The sequence below is a fragment of the Sphingomonas sp. 67-41 genome (assembly GCF_001899725.1).
Lineage (GTDB): Bacteria > Pseudomonadota > Alphaproteobacteria > Sphingomonadales > Sphingomonadaceae > Sphingomonas > Sphingomonas leidyi.
Genome location: NZ_MKWJ01000025.1, coordinates 92072 through 115453, shown reverse-complemented (window position 1 = coordinate 115453; position 23382 = coordinate 92072). Strand labels below are relative to the sequence as shown.

The 23382-nt window shown below is 68.4% G+C and carries 17 protein-coding genes and 1 tRNA gene; 11 read left to right on the top strand and 7 right to left on the bottom strand.

Annotation, left to right across the window (positions count from 1 at the left end; translation table 11 throughout):
* Positions 1-129 precede the first annotated feature (129 nt).
* Complete coding sequence (locus BGP17_RS18760) at positions 130-612, top strand: hypothetical protein (protein ID WP_286713136.1); 483 nt, start codon at positions 130-132, stop codon at positions 610-612.
* Between the two features lie 4 nt (positions 613-616).
* Complete coding sequence (locus tag BGP17_RS18755; RefSeq protein WP_167298775.1) at positions 617-1048, top strand: hypothetical protein; 432 nt, start codon at positions 617-619, stop codon at positions 1046-1048.
* A gap of 96 nt (positions 1049-1144) precedes the next feature.
* Here the strand turns inward: BGP17_RS18755 and BGP17_RS18750 are convergent, their stop codons facing one another.
* Both BGP17_RS18750 and BGP17_RS18745 read right to left on the bottom strand, forming a co-directional pair.
* Entirely contained in the window at positions 1145-2218 is a 1074-nt protein-coding gene (locus BGP17_RS18750; protein WP_286713134.1) for an FtsW/RodA/SpoVE family cell cycle protein, read from the bottom strand.
* Positions 2215-2514: a PadR family transcriptional regulator gene (locus tag BGP17_RS18745; protein WP_286713132.1), complete on the bottom strand. Its 300-nt coding sequence runs from the start codon at positions 2512-2514 to the stop codon at positions 2215-2217. The genes BGP17_RS18750 and BGP17_RS18745 overlap by 4 nt, the downstream gene beginning before the upstream one ends.
* 169 nt (positions 2515-2683) lie before the next feature.
* Between BGP17_RS18745 and gyrA the strand changes: the two genes are divergently transcribed.
* The 3 genes from gyrA to BGP17_RS18730 all read left to right on the top strand — a co-directional run bounded on the left by gyrA (position 2684) and on the right by BGP17_RS18730 (position 6107).
* Complete coding sequence (gene gyrA / locus BGP17_RS18740) at positions 2684-5452, top strand: DNA gyrase subunit A (protein WP_167298772.1); 2769 nt, start codon at positions 2684-2686, stop codon at positions 5450-5452.
* Between the two features lie 138 nt (positions 5453-5590).
* Positions 5591-5938 carry a DUF952 domain-containing protein gene (locus tag BGP17_RS18735; RefSeq protein ID WP_286713131.1) on the top strand — a complete coding sequence of 116 codons (348 nt, stop codon included), beginning with the start codon at positions 5591-5593 and terminating at the stop codon, positions 5936-5938.
* A gap of 94 nt (positions 5939-6032) precedes the next feature.
* Positions 6033-6107: transfer RNA gene (locus BGP17_RS18730), tRNA-Glu, on the top strand.
* Positions 6108-6156: 49 nt separating this feature from the next.
* Here BGP17_RS18730 and BGP17_RS18725 read toward each other — a convergent pair.
* The 4 genes from BGP17_RS18725 to BGP17_RS18710 all read right to left on the bottom strand — a co-directional run bounded on the left by BGP17_RS18725 (position 6157) and on the right by BGP17_RS18710 (position 10472).
* Positions 6157-6864, bottom strand: coding sequence for a fimbrial biogenesis chaperone (locus tag BGP17_RS18725; protein WP_167298770.1), 708 nt, complete (start codon positions 6862-6864; stop codon positions 6157-6159).
* Entirely contained in the window at positions 6852-9377 is a 2526-nt protein-coding gene (locus BGP17_RS18720) for a TcfC E-set like domain-containing protein (RefSeq protein ID WP_286713130.1), read from the bottom strand. Before BGP17_RS18720 ends, BGP17_RS18725 begins: the two co-directional genes overlap by 13 nt.
* Before the next feature lie 5 nt (positions 9378-9382).
* Positions 9383-9832 (bottom strand): hypothetical protein, encoded by a 450-nt coding sequence (locus BGP17_RS18715; RefSeq protein WP_286713129.1) that lies wholly within the window; start codon positions 9830-9832, stop codon positions 9383-9385.
* A 67-nt stretch (positions 9833-9899) separates the two neighbouring features.
* A complete protein-coding gene (locus BGP17_RS18710) occupies positions 9900-10472 on the bottom strand; it encodes a hypothetical protein (RefSeq protein WP_167298767.1) in 573 nt (190 codons plus the stop codon).
* 502 nt (positions 10473-10974) lie between these two features.
* On the opposite strand from BGP17_RS18710, the gene BGP17_RS18705 reads away from it, so the two are divergent.
* Genes BGP17_RS18705 through BGP17_RS18690 form a run of 4 tightly spaced genes read left to right on the top strand, consistent with a single transcriptional unit; the run spans position 10975 to position 19941 of the window.
* Complete coding sequence (locus tag BGP17_RS18705) at positions 10975-12198, top strand: efflux RND transporter periplasmic adaptor subunit (RefSeq protein ID WP_286713127.1); 1224 nt, start codon at positions 10975-10977, stop codon at positions 12196-12198.
* Positions 12195-15329, top strand: coding sequence for an efflux RND transporter permease subunit (locus BGP17_RS18700; protein ID WP_167298766.1), 3135 nt, complete (start codon positions 12195-12197; stop codon positions 15327-15329). Before BGP17_RS18705 ends, BGP17_RS18700 begins: the two co-directional genes overlap by 4 nt.
* Complete coding sequence (locus tag BGP17_RS18695) at positions 15326-18514, top strand: efflux RND transporter permease subunit (RefSeq protein ID WP_286713125.1); 3189 nt, start codon at positions 15326-15328, stop codon at positions 18512-18514. Before BGP17_RS18700 ends, BGP17_RS18695 begins: the two co-directional genes overlap by 4 nt.
* Positions 18511-19941: an efflux transporter outer membrane subunit gene (locus BGP17_RS18690; protein WP_286713123.1), complete on the top strand. Its 1431-nt coding sequence runs from the start codon at positions 18511-18513 to the stop codon at positions 19939-19941. The genes BGP17_RS18695 and BGP17_RS18690 overlap by 4 nt, the downstream gene beginning before the upstream one ends.
* Positions 19942-19980: 39 nt before the next feature.
* Here BGP17_RS18690 and BGP17_RS18685 read toward each other — a convergent pair whose 3' ends face one another.
* Entirely contained in the window at positions 19981-20712 is a 732-nt protein-coding gene (locus BGP17_RS18685; RefSeq protein ID WP_286713121.1) for an META and DUF4377 domain-containing protein, read from the bottom strand.
* A gap of 218 nt (positions 20713-20930) precedes the next feature.
* On the opposite strand from BGP17_RS18685, the gene BGP17_RS18680 reads away from it, so the two are divergent.
* Both BGP17_RS18680 and BGP17_RS18675 read left to right on the top strand, forming a co-directional pair.
* Complete coding sequence (locus BGP17_RS18680; protein ID WP_167298762.1) at positions 20931-22514, top strand: benzoate-CoA ligase family protein; 1584 nt, start codon at positions 20931-20933, stop codon at positions 22512-22514.
* A complete protein-coding gene (locus BGP17_RS18675; RefSeq protein ID WP_286713118.1) occupies positions 22514-23266 on the top strand; it encodes a creatininase family protein in 753 nt (250 codons plus the stop codon). The genes BGP17_RS18680 and BGP17_RS18675 overlap by 1 nt, the downstream gene beginning before the upstream one ends.
* The last annotated feature ends 116 nt before the right edge of the window (positions 23267-23382 follow it).

Sequence of the window (23382 nt, the reverse complement as noted above, 5' to 3'; positions counted from 1 at the left end):
AAACGGAACGGTTCATCGGCGGATCAGAATTAGGCGTTATTATGGCAAACATAAGGCAAGCAAGGAAACCATATGTGGTTTCAGTGACTTACCAGAACAGAATCACCCCTTTCTGACGAGTCGATGCCCATGAATGCCCTTTACCATGGTAGCGAGCTCTGCGAGGTCGATGCGGACGGCAGCGTCGCCGTCCCGGCCTTTCTCGCAGCCGCGCTGCCTCCCGAAGCCAGCCCCGAGATCATCGTCGCCAAGCACCAGGCGGACAGCTGCCTGGTCGGCTATGACCGCGCGCACCTTGCCACGCTCGCCGAGCGTGCCGAGCGCCGTCGCCTGGCCGAGGAGGAACAGGGCGCGGAGGCCCGCGACCATTATCGCCGGATGCGCGACACCTTCGGCCTTTCCGAACGGATGCGACGCGACGCCAAGGGGCTGCGCATCCCGGCTGCGATGCGCCATCTGGGCCGCATCGGCGACCTCGCCCTGTTCGTCGGCGCCGGCGACAGTTTCGAGATATGGAACCCGGCGCTCGCCCTCGAAAGCGGCGACGAGCATTTCCGCGCCCTGGCCGAATTTCGCCTGCGGATGCGCGGCAGCAGATCCAAGGGAGTGTAGTGAGATGCGTATCCGTTGCAGCGTGATGGGCCATGCCGCCGGCACCATCCATCATCACAACCAGGGGCTCGACTTCGCGGTCTGCCACCATTGCGGCCGCGACCTGGTCCGCCCCGAAGGCGGCGAGTGGAGCGAAGTGCCGGTAGGATTCCAGGTCGTGTGGCGCGAATTCGGCCGGGCGAGCGACGCCGCCTCGGTCGCCGACCGAATGGCGCGGATGGCGCCGCCACCGCGCCGCCGCGACCCGCGGAACGCGCGGCCCGCGCCGCGCCGCGATCCGCGCGGCCGCCCGTTCAGCGCCGACTTCGGCATGCTCGGCGCGCTCGCGAACCTCGGCAAGCTGGTGACCAGCGAGGTGGAAGACGACAGCACCGGCATCGAGGCCGATGGCCAATATGTGATCCGCCTGCCGCACACCGGCACGACGAAGCACTGAGCCAAGCGATGCCTTAGGGGACTGGGCCGGCACAGCCCCATCCCCCAAGTGCCGGCGGCGGAGCGCCCTCCTCCCGTTCCGCCGCCGGCCAGCTTCTCAAGCGATGCTCGTTCGCAGCACCCCGTGCTCCGCTTCCCGCCGCGGCAGGTCCGCCACCCCGTCCGTAGCGCCGATCGCCTTGGGCAGGCCTAGCATGCTCAGCAGATAGCCGACGATCGCGCTCCCGCCATAGCCGACCAGCGGCGTCGGATAATTGCCCAGCGCCGCCGCCAGCACGATCGCCAGCCACAGCGCCCCGAACACTGCGTAGCCCGGATCGCGACGCCACCTGGCACGCGCCGGCACCAGCGACAGCAGCGATCCCGCCACCACCATCAGCCCGGCGAGCGGGTGGACGGCGAAGGCAGTGAACAGGATCTGGTCGACAAAGGGCATGGCCGGCTGCACGTCTGGCTGGAGCAGCGTGGCGACCGAACCGGCACTGGCTGCCAGCAGTGCCAGCCAAACCTTCCGCTCGGGGCGGACCAGTGCCAGCGCGGCGAGTCCGGCGGCGAGCGCGCCCGCCATCGCCCGGTCGGGCTGCAGCGCCAGCGCGCCCGCCGCAGCGATTACGCCCAGCGTCGAAAGCCGGTCCCGCACGGCGGCGAAGCCGATCGCCAGCACCGGCACCAGGACGAGGCTCGGCTGGATGCTGAGCCCGTAGATCGAGATCCAGCGCGTTGCACCCTCGTTCGAGACGCCGAGCAGGCTGGCTGCGAGCAAGAACAGCCCGAGCGCAAGCAGGACCGGTCCCGCCGCGAGCAGCCGCGTGCGCGGCAGGTGCATGACGATCCCGACAGCAAGGAAGCCGATCAGCAGCGCCGCGAGGTTACGCAGCGGATAGCCGAACGGCGCACCGCCGATCGCCATGTACGCGATCCCCAATCCGGTCGCGCCGATCGCGCAAAACCCCACCCGCCCTCTTCCACGCCACATCGCCCCGTCTCCTCCATGAACCCGCATCGCCTCGCCGATCGCGCCCCGCAGACAACCGAACGCGAAGCGGAGGGCTTCCGCCGACGCCGCAATCTCTCCGGTCTCGCGTCGCATCGCCTCGCCCCAATGACCAAGCCGCGCGGGCAGCAGCGCCGCGGCAAGGTCGACGAGCGCCATCGCCAGCAGGCGGATCATGCCGGCTTCCCCGCCAGCGCCGGTGCCACGCCGCGCAGCAGCTCGCGCGCAAAGGCCCGGCCGTCCGCGCTGAGCCGGTAAGCGTGCCGCGCCGGCCGCCCTGGCTCGCTCGGCGGCTGCCACTGCGCTTCGAGATGCCCCTGCCCCTCCAGCCGGATCAGCAGCGGATAGAGCGTGCCCGATTTTATTCCGGCCGCCCGGCCCAGCGCATAGCCGTGCGACCAATTCTCCCCCGCCTCCAGCAGGATGGCGAGAAGGTTGCGAGCTGCGGGCGAAAGTGAACGGTTCCGAACCATGGGACAATAAATCTATCTAGGTAGACTTAGAGTCAACCCCTTCGCCTCGGGCGCGACTTATCCACGGGTTTCCGCTCCTCACGCGGGCGCGCGCGGGCGCGGGGTTGGCAGGATGCATCGGCATCGTTAGAGCCGTACGACACACTCAAGAACCCGAAAGCGTGATCCTTTGACCGACGAGACCATCCTCGCCGACGACCCCTCCGACATTACGCCGATCTCGATCGTCGACGAGATGAAGACGAGCTACCTCGATTACGCGATGAGCGTGATCGTGGCGCGCGCGCTCCCGGACGTTCGCGACGGTCTGAAGCCGGTCCACCGCCGCATCCTCTACGCCGCGCAGGAAGGCGGCTATGTCGCCGGCCGCGCCTATCGCAAGTCGGCCCGCCTGGTCGGCGACGTGATGGGTAAATACCACCCGCACGGCGACAGCTCGATCTACGACGCGATGGCGCGCATGGCCCAGGATTGGGCGATGCGGGTGCCGCTGATCGACGGCCAGGGCAATTTCGGCTCGATGGACCCCGATCCGCCCGCCGCGATGCGCTATACCGAAGCGCGCCTCGCCAAGGTCGCCTCGGCGCTGCTCGACGATATCGAGAAGGACACAGTCGACTTCGTCCCGAACTATGACGGTTCGGAGAGCGAGCCCGCGGTCCTCCCCGCCCGCTTCCCCAACCTGCTGGTCAACGGCGCCGGCGGCATCGCGGTCGGCATGGCGACCAACATCCCGCCGCACAATCTGGGCGAAGTGGTCGATGCCTGCCTCGAGCACATCAAGAGCATGCTCGGCCAGCGCGAGTTGCTCACGCTCGAGGAGCTGATGGAGATCGTCCCCGGCCCGGACTTCCCGACCGGCGCGCTGATCCTCGGCCGCTCGGGCTGCCGCAATGCCTATCAGACGGGCCGCGGCTCGATCATCGTGCGCTCGCGCCACGAGTTCGAGCAGCGCGGCGACCGCCGTTCGATCGTGCTCACCGAAATCCCCTACCAGCAGGGCAAGAACGCGCTGGTCGAGAAGATCGCCGAAGCCGCCAAGGACAAGCGCATCGAAGGCGTCAGCGACATCCGCGACGAATCGTCGCGCGAGGGCGTTCGCATCGTCATCGACCTGAAGCGCGACGCTACGCCCGAGGTCGTGCTCAATCAGGTCTGGCGGAATACGCCCGCCCAGTCGAGCTTCCCGGCCAACATGCTGGCGATCCGCGGCGGCCGCCCGGAACTGCTCAACCTGCAGGACATCATCCAGGCCTTCGTCAAGTTCCGCGAGGAGGTCATCACCCGCCGCTCGAAGTTCGAGCTGGCCAAGGCCCGCGAGCGCGCCCACATCTTGCTCGGCCTGGTGATCGCGGTCACCAATCTCGACGAAGTCGTCCGCATCATCCGCGGTTCGTCGAGCCCGGCCGATGCCCGCGACAAGCTGCTCGCGCGCGAATGGCCGATCGCGGAGATCGCCCAGTACATCAAGCTGGTCGAGGCGGTGGAAACCGAGATCACCGGCGACGTCTATCGCCTGAGCGACGCCCAGGTCCGGGCGATCCTCGACCTGCGCCTCCATCGCCTCACCGCGCTCGGCCGCGACGAGATCGGCGACGAGCTGAAGGAACTGGCCGATTCGATCGCCGAGTTGCTCGAGATCCTGGGCAACCGCGCCAAGCTCTACGAAGTGATGGTGGAGGAGCTGACCACGGTCCGCGCCCTCTACGCCACGCCGCGCCGCACCGAGATCGCTCCGGCCGCCGACGGCATCGAGGACGAGGATCTGATCGAGCGCGAGGACATGGTCGTCACCGTGACCGTGCAGGGTTACATCAAGCGCACCAGCCTCGACACGTTCCGCGCCCAGAATCGCGGCGGCAAGGGCCGCGCCGGCATGGCCACCAAGGACGAGGATGCCGTTACCGAGCTGTTCGTCACCTCGACGCACACGCCGGTGCTGTTCTTCTCGACCCTGGGCAAGGTCTATCGCATGAAGGTCTGGAAGCTGCCCGAGGGCGGCCCGGCCACGCGCGGGCGGCCGATGATCAACATCCTGCCGCTGGCGGCGGGCGAGACGATCTCCACCGTGCTGCCGCTGCCCGAGGATGAGAGCGAGTGGGGCAAGCTCCATGTGATGTTCGCCACCGCCAAGGGCTCGGCGCGCCGCAATTCGATGGACGCGTTCAACAACGTGCCCTCGAACGGCAAGATCGCGATGAAGTTCGAAGGCGAGGACGCCGATGACCGGCTGATCGGCGTGGCGCTGCTCGACGAGGGCGACGACGTGCTGCTCGCCACCCGCCAGGGCAAGGCCATCCGCTTCGCCGCCGACGACGTTCGCGAATTCCAGAGCCGCAACTCCACCGGCGTGCGCGGCATGAAGCTGGCGACGGGCGACGAAGTCATCTCGCTGTCGATCCTCCACCGCGTCGGCACCACCAGCGAGGAGCGCGAGGCCTATCTCCGCTTCGCGCCGTGGAAGGCCGAGAAGGAAGGCGAGCCCGACCTGGCGGCCGATCGCTTCGAGGAGCTCAAGAACCGCGAGCAGTTCATCCTCACCGTCTGCGCCAATGGCTATGGCAAGCTGAGCTCGGCCTATGAGTATCGGCGCACCGGCCGCGGCGGCCAGGGCATTACCAATATCGACAATATCGGCCGCAACGGCCCGGTGGTGGCAAGCTTCCCGGCGAGCAAGGGGCATCAGCTGATGCTGGTCACCGACCAGGCCAAGATGATCCGCATGTCGCTGGGCGACCTGCGCGTGATCGGCCGCGGCTCGGCCGGCGTGCGCCTGTTCAACGTCGCGGACAACGAGCATGTCGTCTCCGCCGCGCGGATCGAGGAAAGCGAAGGCGATGCCGAGGCGGAGCTGGGCGATGGCCCCATCGCCGGCGACCCGACCCCCGACGGCACCACCGGCGAGGATCTCGCACAAGGGCCCGAGGACGGGCAGTAGGACCGTATTGGCATGACTGCGCCCCGGCGAAGGCCGGGGTCCGGTTGCAATGTCGCTCGAGAGGTTGACGCACCTCACTCGCTGCGTCGAGACCGGGTCCCGGCCTTTGCCGGGGCGCAGCAAGGCTCAGGAAACGCCATGGCCGACAATATCGCCTACAAGATCCTTACTGCGGATCAGATGCACGTCCTGGAGCATGAAGGCGTGTTCGAGGGCGCGCCCATCGACCTGGCGGACGGCTATATCCACCTCTCCACCGCTGCGCAGGTGGAGGAGACGCTGGGCAAGCATTTCGCCGGCCAGGCCGGCCTGTGGCTTGCCGCCGTCGATCTGGAGGCCATGGGCGATGCGGTGCGCTGGGAGCCCTCGCGTGGCGGCCAGCTGTTCCCGCACCTCTATGCCCGGCTGCCGCTGGTCGCGGTGACGGCGTACAGCGAAGTGCATTACGAGCCGGACGGCGCGCTGCGCCTGCCGGTCGCGGGGTGAGGCCACCGATCGCGAAATAAAATTGCCCCTGCCCCCGGAAGGCGCTTGACGGGCATGCAGCTGCCCCGTAATTGCCCGCTTCCGCAGCGCTAACGGCCCCTTCGTCTAGCGGTCAGGACGTCGCCCTCTCACGGCGAAAACACGAGTTCGATTCTCGTAGGGGTCACCAGCGGCTGAAATATGCCGCGCCTGCCATCCTGCACGCCCCGGGTTCCCGTTCAGAACCGCTGCTGCATGCTCTGCGGCCCCTGCGCGATCCGATAGTCGACCGGACCGGCCATGGTCAGCGTCTGCTGCCAGACCTGCCCGGCATAGAGCCGCTTCGCAGGCAGCGTCACGCACACTGCCGGACGCGCGGGATCGCACTGCTTTCCTTCATAGATCTCGACATTGCTGTTGCCGGCATTGCGGAGGGTCAGCACGTTGCCGTTACGCTCCCCGACGACTTTCACCGTCGGCTGCGCGGGACGATAGATGACGAGCACGTCATAGCCTATCAGCAGCTTCAGCGCGGTGACCGGCGCACTGACGGGCCCCGCGACCGGCTTGACGGCGACGCGGTAGATCCGGTCCGTCGCCCCGCGCGGCACGATCGCCGCGATGCGGATGAGCTTGTGCTCGCCTGGCTGGAGGATCAGCCGTTGCGGGGTGACGAGCAACCCGCCCGCGCCAGGATCGGTGATCGGCGTCCTGGTTTCGCCCGGGTGGCCGGGAGACACGATCTCGGCGGGCTCGACCGTCACATAGGAGACTTCGGTCCCGTCGTTCCATATGTCGATGTCCTGCGCGATCGCACCCGAGGGCAGGATATCGACCACGGCCTGGCTGAGCACGATCCCCGCCCTGGCAGGCAGGGCGAGGAGCCCGATGGACGCTGCGGCCGCAAGGATGCGCGTGCTGGTGAGAAAACGCGTCAGGGTCTGCATGGGACGTCTCCGATTGCGGAATATTCGTTCTGCGATGGTTTCGCGCTGAGCTTCGCCCGGCATGTCCGGCCGTCGGTTGCGTGCACGACGATTTGCGCATCGCCCGGCGCCTGCAACTGGAAATAGCCCCGCATGTCGCTCGCGGCGATGGCCCCGTCCGTGACGATATCGGCATTGGCGACCGGGCTGCCATCGGGCCAGGTCAGCCGCCCGAACATCGCCAGGACCGCGTTCGCCTTCCAGTCCAGCACCGCGACGGTCCCCGGATAGACGTCGACCGATCGGGTCTGCGCGTCGAAACTGACCAGTTCGCTGCCGGCCGGACGGATCCTGACCTTGTAACGCCGATAGGGCGTGACCGCCAGGTTCAGATGCTCGCCGGCGGCGAGTTCGCCGCGGGGCGCGTCATCGACCAGCACCACGAAGCGCGCGTTGCGGGCAGTGCCGCGCACCCGCACGCTGATCACGCTGTCATTCTGGTCGCGCGCGCCGATGTGGAAGATCCCTCCGCCCGCGGCGAGCGAAGTCTGTGCGGTCAGGGCATATTGGCTGGCGCTGCCCGTGCCCCCGATCCGGTGGACCACGCTCGCCGAGGCGAAGCCCGTGGCATTGCGCTCGCTGGCGGAAGCCTGGAGCACCGTGCCGTCGCCGCTATGCTGGACGGTGCCCGCTGCATCGAATTCGCCGCCCAGAACGCCGCTGCGATGGATCGAGGCCGACACTTCCTCGACATCGTCGAGCCGCCGCTGCCGCTCGCCGAGGCCGGTTTGGAAACCAGTTTGCACACTGAATGAGGATCTTGGACGAAATACTTGAAACTGAAGGCTAAATGCCACGGATTTCCCATGGTTCGTCGCGGCATATGTGCCGTTGAAGGTCAGCTGGAACTGCCGTCGCCGCAATACCGTCCATCGCACCGATGGGCCGATCGCATAGGATGTGGGGCGTCCTTCGTCATGCCGCAGATAGGCGCTGACGCCGATCTGCCCGCCGCCGACATAGTAGGAGATATTTCCGATCGCTTGGGCAAAGCTTGCGCTAGCCCCCTGAAAACCTTGGATAACAGGGTTAGGCGACGAGAAATTGTCATAGACATAGTCGGCGAGCGGGATCAACGGTGCCCGATCGCGGCTGTGAACATAGCGCAGGTCGAAATTATAGCCGAACGCGCCGCCCGTCGTCGAACCGGCCTGCCCGACAATGCCATAGTCGCCCGCGCTCGAGCCCAGTACCGCGAGGCGAGTCTGGAAATTGGGCGCGAGATAGGTCACGCCGACTTCGCTCAGCGCCTTGCGATCGGTCAGCATCACGGTCGCGTCCCAGGCGATGGTGGGGCCGGCGCGCCCCGCCAGCCCCGCCGTCAGCAGGGGCACGTGCGAGACCGACAGCCACTTGTCCTTGCGATCCACGGCCAGCAGGCCCGCATTGGCGAAGAAGGCAAGATGCCCGACCGGGGCGATGGCAGTGCTCTTGGTGAAGAAGCGCCGCTCGGTGCGCGTCGCCCCGCTCGCCTCCTGAACGCGGAGCTCGACCGGATAGGAGCCGTCCGGAAGTGCGGCGGTGTCGAGCGTCTGGTTGCCGGCCTCGAAGCTCTGGGAGCTCACCAGGCGGCCCTCGACATAGATATCCACGCGCGATCGCTGGCCGAGGAAGACGACGAGCGGGCTGCCGAACAGCTGCATCCGATCGGCACGCGTGTCGAACTGGGAAGCGATGCCGACGCCGAGAATGCGCCTGCGCCCGACCAGATCGGCGCCGGGCGCGTAGAACAGCCCCCCGCTGTACCGCGTGCCGGGGCTGTCGCGCTGAACCGCGAGCGTATCGACGTCGAGGCCCCGCCCCGACGAAACCGAAGCCTCTGAAATCAAGCGGGTATTTCCAGCGCCGATGATCGCGCGGTTATAGATGTTGTAATTGACCGCCTGCCCGTCGCCGCCCGCGATGGCGCCGCCCACGACGTCGACGAACGAGAGGCCCTTGCTATAGGGCTGGAGGAAGCGATCGACGGTCGCCGCACGGATCGCCAGCAGATTCGCGTTCAGATAGAGGTCGATGCGGAAGCGCCGCGGATCGAACACGATCGCGGCCGCTTCGGGGTGCGGAGTCTCGCAAGGGCTGGACGTGTCCGCGCACAGGAACCGGGCGTTCGCATCCAGCGCGCCGGTCAGGGCATGCGTGACGGCCCCGGCATCGGCGACATTCGGTATCGCCGCGACGACGCTTTCGGGGCGGGCGAAGCGAACCTCTCCGGGCTTCGCCTCGATGTCGAACTGCCCGATCCGGACGCCGCCGAAGAAGACATCGGCGACGAGCCTCTGCGCCTGGGCGAGGTCGGCGAAGTCGCTCGGCATCGCGGCCGTCACCATCACGGGCCTGGCCGGATCTGCCGGCGAGGGCGCGCGCCCCTCGACGCCGCCGGCCTGCCGGTTGCCCTGCGCCGCCGCCGAGGGAATGGCACCGATGCCCGCCGCGGCAAGCAGCGAGAGCAGCGCAACGCCGATCGCGCGGCGCATCCGCATCAGTTCGCCGCGAGCATGATCGTGAGCGTGCCGCTATAATTCCCGGCGGTGGCCGTGGTCAGCGCGGCACCGCGCAGGATGATGATGAGGCTCGAATTGGTGACCTGAAGAAGCGGGCAGCTCAACAGCACCGTCTGCCCGGTCAGTGCCGCGCCCGATACGAGATTGGTGCCCGAGCTCTGCCCGGCGGAGGTGTTCCACTGGACTTCATAGGGAAGCACGCTCGCCCCGTTGGAGAGCGTGAACGCGCCGCCGGCGCCGGAACCGGTCGCCGTCAGCGAATAGCGGCCGCCCAGCAGCCCGCTATAGGCGCACACCGACTGGCTCCGGACCTGATCGATGCCGACATTCGTGATCGCGCCGAACGACACGTCGCTCAGCTGGGTTATCTGCACGTTCTGGGCGAAGGCCGGCACCGGCATCGCCGCCAGGAGGAGCGTTGCGAGCACCCCCGCCGCCGTGGATCGGGAATGGGAGCGACCCTGCATGGCCGAACCCTTCCTGATCGCCCGGGGGCTATTGCGGCGTCACCAGCAGGGTCAGCGTGCCCGTATAGCTGACTCCCGCCTCCATCCCCTGCAGGTTCGGCGCGGAGATCGAGACGATGAGGCTCGAAGTCGTCGCTGCGCCGGTGCTGCAGGTCGGGTTGGCGGCGGTCGTGGTCAGCCCCCCGAGCGCGGTTCCCGCGGTCAGCGCGCTGCCGCTGGTCTGCCCGGTGCTCGCCGCCCATTGCACCGAATAGGGCACGGTCAGCGAGCCGTTGGCGAGCGTGAACGCCCCGCTGGTGCCGCTGCCGGTCGCGGTGATGCTGTATCCCTTGGTCGCCGTGTTGCTCCACACGCAGTCGCTCTGCGCGCTGGTCGCGGCGGTGGCCGGATCGACGGCCGAGAAGGATATGTCCGTCAGGCCGGTGATCTGCGCGCGGTTCGCGACGCTTGCGGTGATGCTGACCGAACCCGTCGAAGTGGCGCCCAGCGTACCCTGCGTGGAGGAAAATGCCGGCGGAGCAGCCACCAGCGCGCTTGCCACAACGCACAGACGGGCAGTCCGGCGGGCGGGAACGAAAATCTTGCCAGTATCGATCGCCATTTACCTTACCTCGCTATTGAGGTTCCACGAGAATTTCTCTCGGCAAGCGGCAGATTATTACAAGGCGGATTAAACTATCGTCGATTCGCGACCTCGGCAAAATCCGTATTATCAGGATAGTTAGCACCCGGACGATCGTCGCGCCGCACGGGGGTCCTTCTGTCGACACTGCTCGCCATGGCGCTCGCGAACGCGCGAATTTCCACGCGAGCGCGGGTCATGGCGAATAGCGTAATTTACGTCCTGCGCACCGCCCGGCCGGCACGTTCGGTTTCTCCGGGCGCCCCATGTGTCGGCAAATGGCATGCACGCCCCGCGCCGCGAGAAAAATTGCGACATAATCGCCGACGGAATAGTTCCGATCCGGAGGAAATTGCCGGAAAATCAACATCCGAACAGCTTCCGAACCTTCCCAATTTTGATACATATTTGCACCTAGACCCGCAGTTGCATTGCGCGTCTAATATCCCCGGAACAACCTGACAGCACGAAAGGTGCGCTGGTGACAGGCTTCAAGCTGACCTCGCCCCGCTGGCGCGCCATCGGCATCGTCCTTGTCCTTCTCCTGGTCATTTTCGCTGCCTGGCGATGGAGCGCCTCCCGCGAAGGCAGTTCGGGCGGGCGGCACCGCGGCGCGGGCCAGCCGATCACGGTCGGCGTCGCGCATGTCGGGCGGATCGATATGCCGATCCGGCTGGCGGCGATCGGCACCGTCCAGCCGCTGACCACCGCCACGGTGCGCACCCAGATCGCCGGCACGCTGTTCAGCCTGCACTTCACCGAAGGGCAGATGGTGACGAAGGGGCAGCTGATCGCCCAGATCGACCCCCGCCCCTACAAGCTCGCCCTGGCCCAGGCGCGCGCCAACCTTGCCCGCGACCTCGCCCAGCGCGACATGGCGGCGACCGATCTGAAGCGCTACCAGGGACTGCTTGCCCAGGATTCGATCGCACGCCAGCAGGTCGAGACCCAGGCGGCGACGCTCAAGCAGCTCGACGGCACGATCGGCGCCGACCGCGCGGCGATCGGCACGGCCGCGCTCAACCTCGCCTATACCTCGATCCGCGCGCCGGTGAGTGGACGGATCGGCCTGCGCCAGGTCGATATCGGCAATTACGTGACGCCCTCGGACACCACCGGGCTCGCAGTGATCACCCAGATCGACCCGATCGACGTGACCTTCTCCCTGCCGCAGAACCAGATCGCGACGCTGCAGGCGCGGCTGGCCAGCGGCGGCGACATGCCCGTCAGCGCCACCGATTCCACGGGGGCCACCACGCTCGCCCAGGGCCGCTTCCTGACGCTCGACAACCAGATCGACCCGACCAGCGGCACGGTGAAGGCGAAGGCGCGCTTCGGCAATGGCGGCGGCGCGCTCTTCCCCAGCCAGTTCGTCAATGTCTCGGCCGAGATCGGCACCGTGCACCAGGGGCTCGCCGTGCCCGTCAACTCGGTGCGGCACGGCGCGAATGGCGATTTCGTCTTCGTGATCCAGCCCGATCGCACCGTGAAGCTCACCCTGGTGAAGCTGGGGCCGAGCGACGGCACCAGCATCATCGTGGCGAGCGGGCTCCCCCAAGGCGCGGCGGTGGTAACCGACGGCGCCGATACCCTGGATGACGGCGCCCGCGTCTCGCTGCCGGGCAAGCAGGGTGCTGGCGGCGGCAGCGGGGGCACCGGCCAGCCCGGCGGCGGGCACAGGCACCGGCACGGCGCGGACCAGTGAGCGCGGACGAACAGCCCGGCCCAGTCGAGCGGGCGGGCCCCTGGCACGTCTTCATCCTGCGGCCGGTGGCGACCACGCTGCTGGCGGTGGCGGTGCTGCTCGCCGGGCTGGTCGCCTATCGGGTGCTGCCGCTGTCGGCGCTGCCCGAAGTCGATTACCCGACGATCGAGGTGCGCACCCTCTATCCCGGCGCCAGCCCGGACGTGATGGCGCTCACCGTCACCAGTCCGCTCGAGCGCCAGTTCGGCCAGATGGCGGGGCTGGCGCGGATGTCGTCGCAATCCTCCGCCGGCGCCTCGGTCATCACGCTCCAGTTCAAGCTCGACCTGTCGCTCGACGTGGCGGAGCAGGAAGTGCAGGCGGCGATCAACGCGGCGGGCACACTGCTCCCATCGGACCTGCCCGCCCCGCCCATCTACGCCAAGGTCAATCCCGCCGACGCGCCGATCGTGACGCTCGGCCTCACCTCGCGCACCCGCACCCTGGCCCAGATCGAGGACCTGGCCGACCAGCGCCTTGCCGCCAAGATCGCCCAGATGAGCGGGGTCGGCCTGGTCACGCTCTCGGGCGGCCAGCGGCCCGCGGTGCGCATCCAGGCCAATGTCCAGGCGCTGGCATCGTACGGGCTCTCGAGCGAGACGCTGCGCACGGCAATCGCCGCCGCCAACGCCAATGCCGCCAAGGGCAGCTTCGACGGCCCCACGCGCTCCTGGTCGATCGACGGCAACGACCAGCTCGGCACCGCACAGGAATATCGCGACCTGATCGTCTCCTGGCGCAACAATGCGCCGGTCAAGCTGAGCGACGTCGCCAACGTGGTCGATTCCACCGAGAATGTGCGCCTCGCCGCCTGGATGAACCGCACGCCGGCGGTGATCGTCGACGTCCAGCGCCAGCCCGGCGCCAACGTGATCGCCACGGTGGACGCGATCAAGGCGACCTTGCCCGGGCTCGAGGCGCAGCTTCCGCCCGACGTCCATGTGACGCTGCTCACCGATCGCACCGCCGGCATCCGTGCCTCGGTGGCGGACGTGCAGATGGAGCTGGCCTTCGCGGTCGTGCTGGTGACGCTGGCGATGTTCCTGTTCCTGGGCAGCCCGCGCGCCACCTTCGTCGCCAGCCTCGCCGTGCCGCTATCGCTCGTCGGCGCCTTTGCCGCGATGTATCAGCTCGGCTATTCGATCAACAATCTCACGCTGATGGCGATGACGATCGCCGCGGGCTTCGTCGTCGACGACGCGATCGTCGTCATCGAGAACATCCAGCGCCATATCGAGGAAGGCGACACGCCGCTCCAGGCCGCGCTCAAGGGATCAGGCGAGATCGGCTTCACCATCGTTTCGCTCACCGTCAGCCTGATCGCCGCGCTGGTGCCGCTGCTGTTCATGGGGGACGTGGTCGGCCGGCTCTTCCGCGAATTCGCGGTGACATTGTCGGTGACGATCGTGATCTCGGCCGGCGTCGCGCTCACCCTGGTGCCGATGCTCTCGGGCCGCTGGCTGCGGCGCGAATCGGAGGAGCGGCTGATCGCGCCGGTCCGCTGGTCGCTCGCGACGTTCGACCGGGTGGCGCACGGCTATGCCCGCGGCCTCGCCTGGGTACTCGAGCGCCAGCGGCTGGTGCTGCTGCTCTTCGCCGGCACGCTGGCGCTCACTGCCCTGCTCGCCTTCGCCATTCCGAAGGGGCTGTTCCCCGAACAGGATACCGGCCAGCTCCAGGCCGTGGTGATCGGCCCGCAGGAAGCATCGTTCGCACGGATGCAGGCGATCCAGACCCAGGTGGCCGACGCGGTGCTGCGCGATCCGGACGTGGACAGCCTGAGCGGCAATGTCGGCGTGGATGGCGTCAATCCGTCGCTCAACCAGGGGCGGATGCTGATCAACCTCAAGCCCCAGTCCGAGCGCGGCAGCCAGGCCGCGCTGCTCGAGCGGCTGGCGGAGCGCGCCCGCGGCATTCCCGGCGTGCAGGTCTATTTCCGTCCGGTCCAGGACCTCACCATCGATTCGGAGGGCGGGCCGACGCGCTACCGCTTCGCGCTCCAGGGTGCGAACCAGGCGCAAGTGAACCAATGGGCGCAGCGGCTGACCGCCGCTCTGCGCCGCGAGCCGGCGCTCGCCAACGTCACGTCCGACGTGCTCGACCAGGGCCGCGCGGTGACGGTCATCATCGACCGCGAGAGCGCCGGGCGGCTGGGGATCAGCGCCTCGACGATCGACAGCGCACTCTACGACGCGTTCGGCCAGCGGATCGTCTCGACGATCTTCACCGCCGCCAGCCAGTATCGCGTGATCCTGGAGAGCCAGCCGGGCATGCTCACCTCGCCGGATGCGCTGAACAGCCTCTATGTCCCCACATCGAGCGGCAGCTCGGTCCCGCTCGGCACCGTGGCGCGCTTCGACAAGGGCACCGCGCCGCTGCTCATCACCCGTGTCGGCCAGTTCCCGGCCGCGACGATCGGCTTCGATCCGGCGCCGGGCGTCTCGCTGGGCGCCGCGGTGGACGCCGTCGCGCGGGTGGAGGCCAGGATCGGCGTGCCCACGTCGCTCGATACCCATTTCCAGGGCGCTGCGGAGGCGTTCCGCAGCTCGCTCGGCAACGAATTCTGGCTGATCCTGGCGGCGGTGGTGATCGTCTATATCGTGCTGGGCGTGCTCTATGAGAGCTTCATCCACCCGCTGACCATCCTCTCCACCCTGCCCGCCGCCGCAGTCGGCGCGCTGCTCGCGCTGATCCTGTCGGGCGAAGGGCTGGGCGTGATCGGGATCATCGGCATCGTGCTGCTGATCGGCATCGTCAAGAAGAACGCGATCATGATGATCGACTTCGCGATCCGGGCCCAGCGCGAGGAAGGGATGGAGGCCGATGCCGCGATCCGCCAGGCGGCCCGGCTGCGCTTCCGCCCGATCCTGATGACCACCTTCGCTGCGCTGTTCGCCGCGCTGCCGATGATCTTCGGATCCGGCATGGGCTCCGAGCTGCGCCAGCCGCTCGGCCTCGCCATCGCCGGCGGCCTGATCGTCAGCCAGCTGCTCACCCTGTTCACCACGCCGGTGATCTTCCTGGCATTCGAGCGGCTGGGAGCCCGTTTCGGGCGGCGCCCGCCGCCTGCGGAGGCTCCGGCGGCGGCATGAACCTCTCCGCCCCCTTCATCCGCCGGCCGGTCGGCACGCTGCTGCTGACGCTGGGGCTGATGCTGGCCGGCGTGGCGGCGACGCTCTCGATCCCGGTATCTCCCCTGCCGCAGATCGACCTGCCGACGATCAGCGTCACCGCCACGCTGAGCGGCGCCAGCCCGTCGAACATGGCCTCCAGCGTCGCCGCTCCGCTGGAGAAGCGGCTGGGCACGATCGCGGGGGTGACGCAGATGACGTCCGCCTCCTCCACCGGATCGACGCGGATCACGCTGCAGTTCGACCTTGGCCGCGACATCGACGGCGCCGCGCGCGACGTGCAGGCGGCGATCAACGCGGCGCGTGCCGACCTGCCCTCGACGCTGCGCACCAACCCCACCTATCGCAAGGTCAATCCCGCCGACGCGCCGATCATGATCCTGGCGCTCACTTCGGACCGGCGCAGCCCGGCCGAGATCTTCGACACGGTCTCGGCGATCGTGCAGCAGCGGCTGCTCCAGGTAGAGGGCGTGGGCGATGTCGAGCTGGGCGGCGCGGCGCTCCCTTCGGTGCGGGTCGACGTCAATCCGCTCGCGGTGGCGCGCTACGGCATCCCGCTGGAGGATGTGCGCGCCGCCCTGTCGGCCAGCGCCGCCAACCGCCCGCGCGGCCTGATCGAGGGAGCCGGGCTGGCCTGGCAGATCTATGCCGACACCCCAGGCGTGCGCGCCGAGGATTTCCGCGACCTGCCCGTCGCCAGCCGCAACGGAACGCTGGTGCGGCTCGAGGACATCGCCAATGTCCATGACGGGCCCGAGGACGTGCGCACCATGGGCCTGTTCAACGGCCAGCGCGCGGTGATGGTGGTGATCACCCGCCAGCCGGGCGCCAACATCGTCGCGACGGTGAACGCCGTGAAGGCGGCCCTCCCCCGGCTCCAGGCATCGATCCCCGCCGATGTGAAGCTGCACCTGGCCAGCGATCGTACCACCACGATCCGCGCCTCGCTGCGCGAAGTGGAGATCACCTTGCTGATCGCCACGCTGCTGGTGGTGGGAGTGGTGAGCCTGTTCCTGCGCTCGCTGCGCGCCACGCTGGTGCCCGCCATGGCGGTGCTCACTTCACTGCTCGGCACGGTGGCGGTGATCTACATGCTGGGCTTCTCGCTCAACAACCTCTCGCTGATGGCGCTCACCGTGGCGACCGGCTTCGTCGTCGACGACGCCATCGTCGTCGTGGAGAACATCGCCCGCCATATCGAGCGCGGGATGAAGCCGGTGCAGGCGGCGCTCACCGGCGCCCGCGAAGTCGGCTTCACCGTGCTCTCGATCTCGGCGAGCCTGATCGCGGTGTTCATCCCGCTGCTGTTCATGGGCGGGGTGGTCGGGCGGCTGTTCCGCGAGTTCGCGGTGACCATGTCGGTGGCGGTCGCGATCAGCCTGGTGATCTCGCTCACCGCCACCCCGATGCTCGCCGCGCTGCTGCTGCGCGGCGAGGAGCGCACGCCGCGCTTCGCGCAATGGTTCGAGCGCGGCTTCGAGCATGTGCGCACGCGCTACTCCCACGGGCTGGACCGCGCCCTGGCGCATCGCGGCATCACGCTGGCGCTGCTCGCCGCGACGGTGGCGCTCAACGTGGCGCTGATCGTCCAGGCGCCCAAGGGCCTGTTCCCCGAACAGGATACCGGCTCGCTGATGGGCGGCGTGCATGTCGACCAGAGCATGTCCTTTTCCGCGGTGCAGTCCCGTCTCGTTCAGATCGTGGGCATGGTGAAACGCGATCCGGCGGTGGCCGATGTCGTGGCCTTTACCGGCGGATCGCGTACGGGCGGCGCGTTCCTGTTCATCATGCTGAAGCAGGGCAAGCGCGATCCGGCTCGCACCGTGATCAACCGGCTGCGCCCCCAGCTCGGCCGCATCACCGGCGTCACGGCCTTCCTCAATCCCGTGCAGGACCTGCAGACCGGCGGGCGCAGCGCGAACAGCAGCTATCAGTACACGCTGCAGGCCAACGACCCCGTCACGCTGCGCGCGGCGGGCACCAAGCTCGTCGACCTGATGAAGCGCGAGCCCCAGACCTTCACCGATGTCGATATCGACCAGCAGGACGGCGGGTCGGAGACCTATCTCACGGTCGACCGCGTCGCCGCGGCGCGGCTGGGGATCACCAACCAGGCGATCGACAACGCCCTGTACGACGCCTTTGGCCAGCGCCAGGCAGTGACGCTCTATTCGGGGCTCAACCAATATCATGTCGTGCTGGGCGTCGCGCCCGAGTTCAGCACCTCGCCCGAGGCGCTGAACGGCACCTATGTGCCTGCCGGAGGCAGCAGCGCGGCGGCGACCGGCTCCGCGCCGGTATCCACCACCGGCGCCGGCCGCGACGCCTCGACCGGCAACGCAGTGAACACCACCCCCGCAACCATCGTGCCGATCTCCACCATTGCGCGCTGGCAGAACAATTCGACGCCGGCGGTGGTGAACCATCAGGGCGGCGAGCCTTCGGCCACGGTGTCGTTCAACCTGCCCAACGGCGTCACGCTCGGCCAGGCGGCGGAGCGACTCATCGCCATCCAGCGCGGCGCCGGGCTGCCCGCCACCGTGCATGGCGGCTTTGCGGGCAATGCCCAGCTGCTCCAGCAGTCCATGGGATCGATGCCGCTACTGATCCTCGCCGCGCTCGTCGCCATCTATCTGGTGCTCGGCATCCTCTACGAGAGCGCGATCCATCCGATCACCATCCTCTCGACCATTCCCTCGGCAGGCGTCGGCGCCGTCGTGGCGCTGATGCTGGCGGGGATGCAGCTCGACGTGATCGGGCTTATCGCGATCATCCTGCTGATCGGCATCGTCAAGAAGAACGCGATCCTGATCATCGACTTCGCGCTGGACGCCGAGCGCGGCCGCGGCCTCGCCCCTGTCGACGCGATCCGCGAGGCGGCGCTGCAGCGCTTCCGTCCGATCGTGATGACCACGCTCGCGGCGGCGCTCGGCGCGCTGCCGCTGGCGATCGGCTTCGGCGAAGGGGCCGAGCTGCGCCAGCCGCTGGGCGTCGCGATCGTCGGCGGGCTGGTCGCCGCGCAATTCCTCACCCTGTTCACCACGCCGGTGGTGTTCCTCGCCCTCGACCGGTTCCGCCGCCGCAGCCCGCACGAACGCCTGCTCGCGCGCCATGGCCCGGACGAGCCCGGACTGGAGCCCGCATGACCCGAACCCGCCCCCTGCTCGCCATGCCCGCGCTCGCCGCGGCGCTGCTCTCCGGGTGCAACCTGGCCCCCCCCTATGCGCGGCCGGGCATCGCCACCGTCCCCGCCAGCTTCAAGGAAGCGCCGGGCTGGCGCCCCGCCACCCCTTCGGATGCCCTGGCCAAGGGCGAATGGTGGACGATGTTCGGCGATCCCGTGCTCGACGATCTCGAGCGGCGGGTGATCGTCTCCAACCAGAATCTCGCGGCGGCCAAGGCCACCTATGACGCGGCCCGGGCGCTGGTGCGCGAGCAGCGCGCCGCCGCGCTCCCCACGGTCAGCCTGCAAACCAATGCGAACGATAGCGGGGGCCTGGCGGCGAACAGCAGCATCAAGCCCGCGGGCTCGATCCAGCTCGGCCTCCAGGCCAGCTGGGAGCCGGACCTCTGGGGCAAGATCGGCAATACCGTGTCGCAGGCGCGGGCACAGGCGCAGGCGAGCGCAGCCGATCTCGCCAATGCCACGCTCTCGGCCCAGGCCGAGCTGGCGCTCGACTATGTCCAGCTGCGCGGCATCGAGGCGCAGAAGGCCGCGCTCGACGCCACGGTGGTGGACTATGAGCGCGCGCTGACCATCACGACCAACCTCTACAATGCCGGCGTATCAGCGCGCGCGGACGTGCTGCAGGCGGAGACCGCCCTGCGCAACGCACGCGGCGATGCCGCCGACCTGGTGCGCCAGCGCGCGCTGCTCGAACATGCGATCGCGGTGCTGGTGGGGGAAAATCCATCGAGCTTCTCGATCGCGCCGGCCGCGACCTGGAACCGCGCGGTGCCCGAAGTTCCCGCCATCCTGCCCGCCGAACTGCTCGAACGCCGGCCCGACATCGCCTCGGCCGAGCGCGGCGTGGCGGCGGCCAATGCCAATATCGGCGTCCAGCGCGCCGCCTTCTTCCCGACGATCGGGCTCACCGGCCAGATCGGGCAGCAATCCTCGGCGCTGGGCGCGTTGTTCGGGGTGGCGAGCAGTGCCTGGTCGCTGGGGCTCACCGGCGCGCTGACGCTGCTCGATTTCGGCGCGCGTACGGCCAAGGTGGATCAGGCGCGCGCGCAATATGCCCAGACGGTGGCGAGCTATCGCCAGGCCGTGCTCACTGCCTTTCAGCAGGTGGAGGACCAGCTCGCCGCCGTGCGCGTGCTCGATACCGTCGCGACCGAGCGTGCGGCCGCCGCCACCGCCGCCAATGCGGCCGAGCGTATCGCGCGCAACCAATATGGCGCGGGCACCGTCGCCTATTCGAGCGTGATCGTCGCGCAGAACACCGCGCTGGCGGCACGCAACACGGATATCCTCGCCGTCGTCAACCGGCAGGTCGCCGCCGTCTCGCTGGTCCAGGCGATCGGCGGCGGCTGGCATGCGCCCGACCCGGGCGTGCCGCTGCCGCGATGACCGCACCCTCGCCGGCGAGGCAAGGGTGCGGGCCATGCCCTATCGGCGCTTGATTACCCGCTGCTCGACCACCTGATCGAGAGTCCAGCGGATCGAGGACGCATCCGCCGGCGGATTGGCGAGATTCTCCTCGATGATCCGGATGCGATACTCGATCCCCGGCTGCGGTTCGAAGCCGACGATGCCGCCATAATGGAGCTGCCAGGGATCGCTTTCCTTGGTGCGCACCTGGAGGCAGGTCATCGGCGCAACGCCCATGCACGGCTTGGTCTCGGCCGAGACGTAGAGGAACTTGCGCGGCGCGTTGGCGGCCGGCTTGTGCGCGGCGCGATAGGTCAGCGTGGCGCCCCTCGCGGTCCGCAGGACGAGGCGGTCGCCGTCGATCCGATAGGAGCGGACGGCCCCGAGGATGGCGACATAGGCGCGCTCGGTCGCCATCCCGGGCTCGGGACATGCCATCAGGGTGCTTGCGAATCCGCCCTTGCCGTCGCCGAACCGGATCGTCCGGCCCTTCACCCGATAGGCACCGCCGGCGCGATTGCATCCCGTGTCCGCGGAGAAGCTGTGGCGGCCGGCGTCGAAGTCCAGCCGGAGCGGCCTCCCCTCCGGAAGCTTCCGCCCGCTCCATGCCACCAGATCCCAATGATGGGCGGCCAGGGCGGCCGTGCCGGCTCGTTGCGGCGCGGGTGCGGCCACCGCGGCGGTTGCGCCCGCCGAAGCCAGGGCAAGGAGGCCAATCGCGGCCCGACCGGCCCGATGCGAGAAAATCATTTCAAACTCCCGTTGATACTGGCGGCGCCTGTGGACGCCGCGGAATGAACGAGACGTGTCCCCGCCGTTGCCTGCCAGAAAGGCAGGTTGCGCCGGCCGGGAAGTGACGGCGCGATCCTATGCCAGGTCAGCGCGATTGACGAGAGCCGCCGGCTTCCCAATGATCCGGGCAGTTCCGGCACATCGATGACGATGGCCACAGGATGGACGCGGAGAGAATGACGACAGGCGTGACGACGGACGAGACACCGGTCTTTCCCGACAGCTTCAACATGGCCGACTATTTCGTGTTCGCGAACATAGCCGCCGGGCGCGGGTCGAAGACCGCCCTGCTGTTCGAGGGCCAGGCGATCACTTATGACGAAGTGGCCGCCAGGGTGACGCAGGTCGCCGAGCGGCTCCTCGCATCGGGCCTGCTGCCCGAGCAGCGCGTGCTGTTGTGCATGCGCGACTGCCCCGAATTCGTCTATGCCTGGTTCGGCGCGCTCAAGGCGGGCGCGGTCGTCACCCAGATCAACCCCATGCTGCCGGCCGCCGACTATTCCTATTATCTCGGCTATGTGAAGCCGCAATTCGCCTTCATCGACGAGACGAGCCTGGAGGCATTCCAGGCGGCGCGCGCGCAGGCCCGCCACTGCCGGGATCCGAACGCGGTGATCCTGGTCGGCGAGGCGCCCGGCCTTCCCGGCTTCGACGCCTGGATCGCCGCCTCCACCCCCGCCGCGCCGCCGCCCTGGCCGACGCGCAAGGACGATCCGGCGGTATGGCTCTTCACCAGCGGCACCACCGGGCAGAGCAAGGGTGCCGTCCATTGCCATTTCCACTTCGCCTACAACACCGAAGTCTATGCCAGGCGCTTCATCGGCATGACGGAGAACGACATCACCCTGTCGGGCCCGCGGCTCTATTTCGGCTATGCCACCGGCACCAACCTGATGTTCCCCTTCGCGGTGGGCGCCACCGCGATCCTGTTCCGCGAGCAGCCGACGCCGGACAATCTCTTCGCGCTGATCGAGCGCCATCGCCCGACGGTGCTCACCAACGTGCCCACGCTCATCAACAAGATGCTGGAGGCGGAGGCGCGCGCGCCGGACCTGTCGAGCATCCGGATGATGTGGAGCGCCGGCGAGGCATTGCCGCGCGAGCTCCACGAGCGCTGGAATGCCCGTTTCGGCGTACCGATCATCGACGGGATCGGCAGCGCCGAGAGCTTCCACATCTATATCAGCAACCGCCCCGGCGACATCCGCCCCGGCAGCCTCGGCAAGCTGGTGCCCGGCTATGCGGCCGATCTGCTCGACGATGCCGGCATGCCGATCGCCGGCGGCGAGATCGGAGTGCTGCGCATCCGCGGGGATTCCGCAGCGCTCTACTATCATGGCGACTATGCCAAGTCGAAGCGCCACCTGGGCGGCGGCGCGATCGTCAGCGGCGATCTCTTCCGGCGCGATCCCGAGGGCTATTGGTATTATGAGGGCCGCGGCGACGACATGATCAAGAGCGGCGGCATCTATGTCAGCCCGCTCGAAGTGGAGGGATGCCTGAGCGAGCACCCCGCCGTGCTCGAATGCTGTGTGTTCGGCCGTGCCGATGCCAATGGCCTGGAGAAACCGGTGGTAGTCATCGTGCCGCGGGAAGATGCGCCGGCGAGCGAGGCGCTGCAGGCGGATCTGCTGGGCTTTGCGCGGGCGCGCCTTGCCCATTACAAGGTGCCGCACCGCGTCTTCTTCTCGCCCGATCCCCTTCCCCGGAACGACCGCGACAAGATGGACCGCAAGAAGCTGCGGGAGATCTGGCGATGATGCTCGGCGACCAACCCTGGACGCGCGTGCGGGCGGCACTGGCGAGCGGCGTGCCGGTGGTGGCGATCCTGCCGCTCGGCGCCGTGGAGGCACATGGGCCGCATCTGCCGCTGTGCACCGACGTGATCATCTCCGAAGGCATGGCGCGGCGCGCGGCCGCGCTGCTCGAAGGCCAGGGCATGCACGGTTTCGTGCTGCCCGCCCTCGCTTATGCCCCCGCCCATTATGCCGCCGAATTCCCCGGCACCATCTCGATCGGCGAAGCCACGGCGCGGGCGGCGATCCTGGATATTGCCGCCAGCCTCAAGGCACAGGGTTTCGCTTGCCTGGCGCTGGCGAACAGCCATTTCGATCCGGCCAATGTCGCGATGCTGCGGGGATTGGCCGCGGAAGTCGTGGCGCTGGGACTTCCTCTGGCCTATCCCGATTTCACCCGGCGCGCGCTGGCGGCGGAACTGACCGAGGAGTTCGTGTCGGGCGCCTGCCATGCCGGCCAGTTCGAGACCAGCCTGGTCCTCGCCGATCGGCCCGATCTGGTGGACGAGCCCGCGCGCGCCGCGCTCGCCGACAATCCGGCCAGCCTCGTCACTGCATTCGCCGCCGGCGCCAGCACCTTCAGCGAGGCCGGCGGGCCCCAGGCCTATTTCGGCTATCCGTCCCGCGCCACGGCAGGCGAAGGCGCCGAGACGTCCGCGATCATGGCCGAGGCGATCGTCCGCGCGGTGCGGACGGCAATGTCGGGACCGGAATAGCGCCGCACCGCAGGCCCCTGCCCGAACGAGCCGGTCGCGCGAAGCGGCATGTTCGTCGCAGCCAAATTGCCGCGCCCCCGGTCCCGCCCGCATTTCGTCGCCGTCCGGGCCTTTAG